Source organism: uncultured Lactobacillus sp. (genome assembly GCF_947367085.1).
GTDB lineage: Bacteria > Bacillota > Bacilli > Lactobacillales > Lactobacillaceae > Lactobacillus.
Genome location: NZ_CANBCP010000076.1, coordinates 1 through 6,537, shown reverse-complemented (window position 1 = coordinate 6,537; position 6,537 = coordinate 1). Strand labels below are relative to the sequence as shown.

The following is a 6,537-nucleotide window of genomic DNA, read 5'->3' as shown; positions in this document are numbered from 1 at the left end:
GTAAGCACTTACTTTCTTTAAGTTAGTGCATGTTTTTTCATAGCTATTGATTTTACTTCTTAATTTCTTTCAAGCCTTCGCGTCTGCGTCCCATGTTAAACCAAGGTGAAACAGTGAATGCCTTAAACAAAAAAAGACTAACCTTCCTAGAATCTATCTTTGAAAGTTAGTCTAATGAATGGGAATTCATTTCCGGTTTGATATAATGTACTTGAAACTAATTAGGTTTCTTAAATATTTTTATAATCTGGTTAACTTTGTAGAGGAAATGGTTAACCAGATTTTTTTATTGTAAAACCAATGAGGGGGAGAAAAATAGAATTTAATAGGTTATATACTGTTAGTCTCCATTTTTATTTTCTAACATATGCGTATTATAGAGACATTTTCCGGCTTTTACTTCATCCCAAGTACCAATCTTGGTATCTTCACCATAATATCCATCAAGCATACCGTTCATTTGGAGTACAGTTTGTTTATATGCAATTTTAGCATTCCACTCAACAGTATCAACATCAGCTAAAGATCCGTGTAATGCAGTTAATGGATCCATATCCTTACCACCATTGGTAAACAGGACACCATGACTATTTAATAAAAATGCATTTCTAATCCGTCCTTTTTCGAGTCGTTTCTCAACTTCTTTTTTCATATATTGAGCTAAATCTTCAGTACACATTGGATGCCATTGACAAGTTTTAATTTCTTTCAATTTTTGTGTAGCTTCAGTTATATTTGGCATATTTAAACCCGTTGTAGCCCAAAACATTGCTTGATCAGCATGTGCATGAAATACACATTTAATATCTGGTGAGGTAGCATATATAGCTTCGTGCATATTAATTTCTCTAGTTAAATGACCAGTCCCAGAAATAATTTTTCGAGTTTCAGGATCAATTACTAAAATTTGATCAGCGTTTAAATGGCCTAAATAAGCTTCTTACATCATAGTAGGGGTCATCACCAGATAATCTTTACCTGTATCATCTGTAACTCTAATTGAAATATTACCGCCTACTACGGTAGTATCTCTACGTTCCATCACTAATCTAACAACTTTAGCTAAATCTTCACGTTCAAATTCAAACGGAATTCTACCTTTTGGAATTATCATACTTACCTTACTTTCTATTGCGCTTATTGCGCACATAATTACTATTCATTTCTTGACGTTTATCTAGGTAAGATTGCATTTTTTCTTCACGTACACGTTTTAGTTTGGCTCTTTCAGGAAAACATATTGCATCTCCAAAATATTTAAATAGTAGACCTAAAATCATTGTAAATATATTAAGCCACCACAATTTTGTAATTAAGGAAGTTGTAAAAATGAAGAATGCAACAAAACAGACAAACGTCCAAAAAGATTTTGTGCTTAATATTTTATGCATTGTATCTTACCTCTCAAATTATTTAGCTGCACCTGCAGGTGTGGAAGTCTTCTTTTCTAGTTTTTCATAACGTTTACCTGGCAATGGATTTTTCTTCATGTATTGGTAAAGAAGGACAAACAATACTAACAGTACAATCAAACCCACAATAGCTATCCAATTTAATCGACCAGCTTGAGCCATTAAGAATCTCAAATCGGGAGCTTCAATGGATGACCAGGTAACTTCTGAACCCTTTGGAACTTTAGCAGCTCCAGTAGAAGTTGCCAACTTGGTAAATACACCAGAAAAGTAAGTTGCTCCATATAAGAATAATGGTTCATAAATAATGCCTAAGACGATCATCCTTAACAAGTTTCCACCAGTAAGCAATAAACCGCCGACCCCAATACAGTAGTTAATAACACCAGCGATTGGCAATACTTTATTACCTGGTAATATTGCAGCATAGATGATAGAAATAGGAATCATCAACACCATAGTTACCCAAAGTTCAGTAGATTGACCCAAAATCGGCCAATCAAGTCCAATTACAAACTCACGTCCTTTAACATGCTTCTTCATAAAGTTACTCATAGTTGTACCAAATGGTGTTAAAGCATCCATAAAGAACTTAGCCATCGGTGGAAAGATAGCCATTACCGCACCAACAGTTACAGCTAAATTAAGAGCATCCCCGACACTATAGCGACCAGCTAATGCCAAAATCAATCCAATAATTGCACCCATAACAACAGGCTCTGACAAGATACCAATCTTTTTCTTTAGGTCTCTTGCGTCCCATCTTTTATTAAATACAGGAATATAGTTCATGACCCAATTAACAGGGAACATAATGGTAGCTGTAAAGGCTTCAATGTGAGTGGTAGTAACTCCTACTAGACCGAAATCGGTTTTAATTTCTTCAGCCCACATATCTCCTAATTTCAAACTAATGATGATTTGAATGCCTGCGGCTACAAAAGCCCAAGGTAATGACCCTGAAATGCTGTAAACCATGTAAGCAGTAAGAGCAATTCCCCATACGTTCCACATATCAGCATTTAGAGTCTTGGTTAGGTTAGCTAACAGCATTCCCAAATTGATAATAATTTCAACTGCAAAAAATACAAAGGCCATTGGCCAAGCCCAAGTAATAGCTGCAGCACCAGGCCAACCAAAATCAACGGCTGGTAAATTAATACTCGTATGAGTCGCCAATGCTTTTGCGGCCGGACTCACAGCAGTTGTTAATTGATTGATAGCCATTGACATACCGATAAAACCCGTAGCTAAGTACAAACCAGAGAGAATCGCCTTGGAAGGCTTCATTCCAAATATCAAGCCCAAAATAATAATTAAAATGGGAATTAAAACTTGCGATCCCACACCCAAAATAGCTTGTACAATATTATTCCAATCCATATACTTTCAACTCCTTCTTTCGAGAGATTATTTTTTCGAAGCTAACTGTTTTCTACCATTTCTTTTATCTTTTCGTTAGCTTCACCTTCTCCCATACCTGTTAACCAAGGAAGACCCGTAAGCTCGTGATTTACATGATATTGATCCAACGTTTCCTTTAAGGCATCATCTGGGGCTGCAATTCCTATATAACAAATAATACTTGGATCATTTGCTACTGTAGATGGTGCTGTTTCGATTGGTTTAGGAATAGCTTTCGCTTTACTGTCTAATCCTTGATCAGCTAAATAATCATTAATTTTTTGTGACACTTGGGGTGAAGTTGCAACTCCAGACCCACAACAAACTAAAATAGTTTTCATTATATATACCTCCACTAAACTAATATGATTATATTTTTACTTTATAAATTTATTTGAGAGCAATTTGTACATTTCCTCGACATTATCAGTTTCAAGAAAAGCGCTTACAAAATCTTGATTTTGAAAAGCAGCCATGATCTCTGCTAACAGTTCTGGCTGCTTAGCTCCATCTTTTAAACCTAAGAATAAGAAATTTGAAGTCCTCATTTTAGCGGAATCTCCCATTTGCTTAACATCAATAGGTCTGTTATTTCTTGCAACATAGATAAATGGCTTCTTAATATATTTAGGATCAACGTGCGGTAATGCTATCGGCATATCGGGAAAAGTTAATCCAGTTGGATATGAAAGTTCACGTTTTTCCAATCCAGAAATATAACCTAAATTAGCAAATCCTTTTTCAATAGCACGCATTCCAACTAAATCAAATAACTCTTGTTCATCTGAAACAGAAGTATTTAAATCAATTAAATTGCTATTAAACATATCTTGCATTTTCTCTCACCTCATTCGTAAATTTAATTTTGTTTTTGTTTACGCTTACACTGTACAAAAAAAAAAAAAAAAAAGTCAATAAAAGTTTTAACAAAAACATAAAAATGTTTGATCTTGAACATTTTTATTAAATCCACTATACTTAAATTGCTTTTTAAAAAAAGAAAAAGAGATGATAATATGACAGCGAAAAAGAAAGAGCGTCAAAATCAAATTATCTTATTGCTTAATAGAACAGGCTTTATGACCTCTACTTCCCTTGCGGAACAAATTGGTGTTACTCCAATGACTATTAGGAGAGATATTAATGAGTTAGACAAAGAGCATAAGTTAATAAAAACATTTGGTGGCGCAAAACCAATAAATAACGTTATGACAGTAGAATTCTCTACTTCCCAAAAATTAAAAATAAATATTGATTTAAAAAAACAAATTGGGCAAAAACTAGCAGATATCATAGATGATAATTCAACTGTTTTCTTAGGCGCAGGAACTACTCTTTTATATGCAGTACCTTACCTTGTGAAGAAGAATTTAACTTTTGTTACTAATAGTTTCATTTCATTTACCAAACTCGCAACTAGTGAGTGCCGTGTATTATCAACAGGTGGCGAACTTCATAAAAATACTGGTGAGTTTTTAGGTCAAATTGCGGAAAGAACTTTTGATGGACTCAATTTGGATTATGCTCTCTGCTCTACTAATGGAATTAAGGATAATAATGTAACCACTAGTAGTGAAGATGAAGGAAGAATTCAAAATGTAGCCATCAATCATGCTAATAAAGCATTAATTATCGCAGATCATACTAAATTAGGCAGATCAGATATGATTACTTTTAGAAATTTAAATACTTTTGATGGCTTGGTAACTGATGATGATATTAATTCCAAGACACATAAAGAATATTCACAATATACTGAGGTTTGGTAAAAATGATTATTACAATTACAATTAATCCTTCAGTGGATCGCCTTTATCATATAAACAAATTAAAACCTGGTAGTTTAAATCGAGTAGATCTCAAAAAACACATGGTTGGCGGAAAGGGATTTAATGCAGGAAGAGTTTCATCACTTCTGGGAAGTAAAACTATTGTTTCTGGTTTTATTGGTGGTGAAAATGGAAAATTTATAGAACATGAAGCAAAGCAAGACTTATATGAAACCTTATTTATCAATACAAAAAAAGAAACTAGAAATTGTTTACAGATTATCGATGATCAAGGTACTAAAACAGAAATAAACGAAAATGGGCTTGCCATTGATCCACACTACTATGAAGAATTAATGATCGATCTAAAAAAACTTTTAATAAACAAAAAAATCACTGCGATATCACTAAATGGCTCATTGCCGAAGGGATGCAGTTATCAATACTATTTAGAACTAATTCAATTAATACGAAAAACAAAGCCTAATTGTTATATTATTCTAGATACATCTGGGAATATATTAAACCAGATTTTAGACACCGATATCCTACCTGACATTATTAAGCCCAATGAACATGAAATTGCTGAGTATCTTAATAAACCTGTAGTGACTGATCCTTTGGAACTTATGCACTATATTGAAAAAAATACTAAGTTAAACGCTGTACCAATAATTTTTGTATCTCTGGGAGCTAAGGGATGTTTGGTTAAGTATCATAATAATTATTATTATGCTATTCAAAAACCAGTTGAAGCAGTTAATTCAGAGGGATCTGGAGATTCTATGGTTGGAGGCATTTTATCTGCGCTTGACAAAAATTCTGATATTACAAAAACTATTCAATATGCCTGTGCAGCTGGTACTGCTAATGCGATGAACATTAAAACTGGCTTTATTGATAAAAAGATTTTCGAAGAATTAGTTCCAGATATCAAAATTGAGAAACTCAAATAGAGGTTGAAAATTATGGGAATTAAATTAGTAGCAATTGACTTAGATGGCACGTTGTTAAATGATGAAGGGAAAATATTGCCAAATTCAATTAAGGTATTAAAACATATTAGAAATGAAGACGTTAAAGTTGTTCTAACTACTGGACGTCCATTGGTAAGTGTTAAACCTTTTTTAGAGGAATTAGGGTTAAATAATTCTTCCAAGCAATATGTAATTACATTTAATGGTTCAATAATCGAAGATACTAATGGTAAAGTTATTCAAGAAGCCACTTTTAATTTTCAAACTTTTGTAGACTTTGAACTGTGGGCTGACAATATCAATCTATATAATCAATTAGAAACTCAAGATACTTTATATACCACTAGTACGTGTATTCCTATAGATGGCGCTCATGAATCCTGGAAAAACAAATTACAAATGAAAGTAACTACTTTACACGATTTAATTGAAATTCCTAAAAAACCAGCTATGTTAAAAATAATGGCTGTCTCAACCAAAGAAAAATTAGATAAAATTCAAAATACTATTCCAAAAGTCATCAAAGAAAAACTCAATCTCATTCGCTCAGAGCCCGAATATTTAGACTTTGCAGCTCCAAACGTCGACAAGGGCTGGGCTTTACGAAAATTAGCACAGTATCTTGGTTTAAAAGATAATGAAATAATGGCTATTGGAAATGCTGACAATGATATTCCGATGATAGATTTTGCTGGAATTGGTATTGCCATGGAAGCCTCTACTCCTAGATTATTAGAAATAGCCGATTATGTAACTACTAGTAATAATGTAGACGGTATTGAAAAGGCTATTCAAAAATATGTAGTTAAAGATTGATAATTGAACTCAGATAAAAATTCAAAGTAAACAAAAAGATTGATTCTTTAAATTTCGAATCAATCTTTTTTAATCAAAATAATATTCAATATAATTTTACTTCTTAATTTCTTTCAAGCCTTCGCGTCTGCGTCCCATGTTAAACCAAGGTGAAACAGT

The 6,537-nt window shown here is 33.1% G+C and carries 7 protein-coding genes and 1 pseudogene; 3 read left to right on the top strand and 5 right to left on the bottom strand.

Annotated features, from left to right (window positions below):
• Nucleotides 1-340: 340 nt before the first annotated feature.
• The 5 genes and pseudogenes from Q0Y70_RS09150 to Q0Y70_RS09130 all read right to left on the bottom strand — a co-directional run bounded on the left by Q0Y70_RS09150 (nucleotide 341) and on the right by Q0Y70_RS09130 (nucleotide 3,652).
• Nucleotides 341-1,114, bottom strand: a pseudogene (locus tag Q0Y70_RS09150) (class II aldolase/adducin family protein).
• A 7-nt stretch (nucleotides 1,115-1,121) separates the two neighbouring features.
• A complete protein-coding gene (locus Q0Y70_RS09145) occupies nucleotides 1,122-1,391 on the bottom strand; it encodes a hypothetical protein (RefSeq protein ID WP_297820147.1) in 270 nt (89 codons plus the stop codon).
• Between the two features lie 18 nt (nucleotides 1,392-1,409).
• Nucleotides 1,410-2,795, bottom strand: coding sequence for a PTS galactitol transporter subunit IIC (locus tag Q0Y70_RS09140; RefSeq protein ID WP_297820144.1), 1,386 nt, complete (start codon nucleotides 2,793-2,795; stop codon nucleotides 1,410-1,412).
• Nucleotides 2,796-2,836: 41 nt separating this feature from the next.
• Complete coding sequence (locus Q0Y70_RS09135) at nucleotides 2,837-3,157, bottom strand: PTS galactitol transporter subunit IIB (protein ID WP_297820141.1); 321 nt, start codon at nucleotides 3,155-3,157, stop codon at nucleotides 2,837-2,839.
• 36 nt (nucleotides 3,158-3,193) lie between these two features.
• Nucleotides 3,194-3,652 (bottom strand): PTS sugar transporter subunit IIA, encoded by a 459-nt coding sequence (locus Q0Y70_RS09130; RefSeq protein ID WP_297820138.1) that lies wholly within the window; start codon nucleotides 3,650-3,652, stop codon nucleotides 3,194-3,196.
• A 180-nt stretch (nucleotides 3,653-3,832) separates the two neighbouring features.
• Here Q0Y70_RS09130 and Q0Y70_RS09125 point away from each other — a divergent pair, with 180 nt between their 5' ends.
• Genes Q0Y70_RS09125 through Q0Y70_RS09115 form a run of 3 tightly spaced genes read left to right on the top strand, consistent with a single transcriptional unit; the run spans nucleotide 3,833 to nucleotide 6,378 of the window.
• A complete protein-coding gene (locus Q0Y70_RS09125) occupies nucleotides 3,833-4,585 on the top strand; it encodes a DeoR/GlpR family DNA-binding transcription regulator (RefSeq protein WP_297820135.1) in 753 nt (250 codons plus the stop codon).
• A gap of 2 nt (nucleotides 4,586-4,587) precedes the next feature.
• A complete protein-coding gene (locus Q0Y70_RS09120; protein WP_297820132.1) occupies nucleotides 4,588-5,541 on the top strand; it encodes a 1-phosphofructokinase family hexose kinase in 954 nt (317 codons plus the stop codon).
• 12 nt (nucleotides 5,542-5,553) lie between these two features.
• Complete coding sequence (locus Q0Y70_RS09115; RefSeq protein ID WP_297820129.1) at nucleotides 5,554-6,378, top strand: Cof-type HAD-IIB family hydrolase; 825 nt, start codon at nucleotides 5,554-5,556, stop codon at nucleotides 6,376-6,378.
• Nucleotides 6,379-6,537 lie beyond the last annotated feature (159 nt).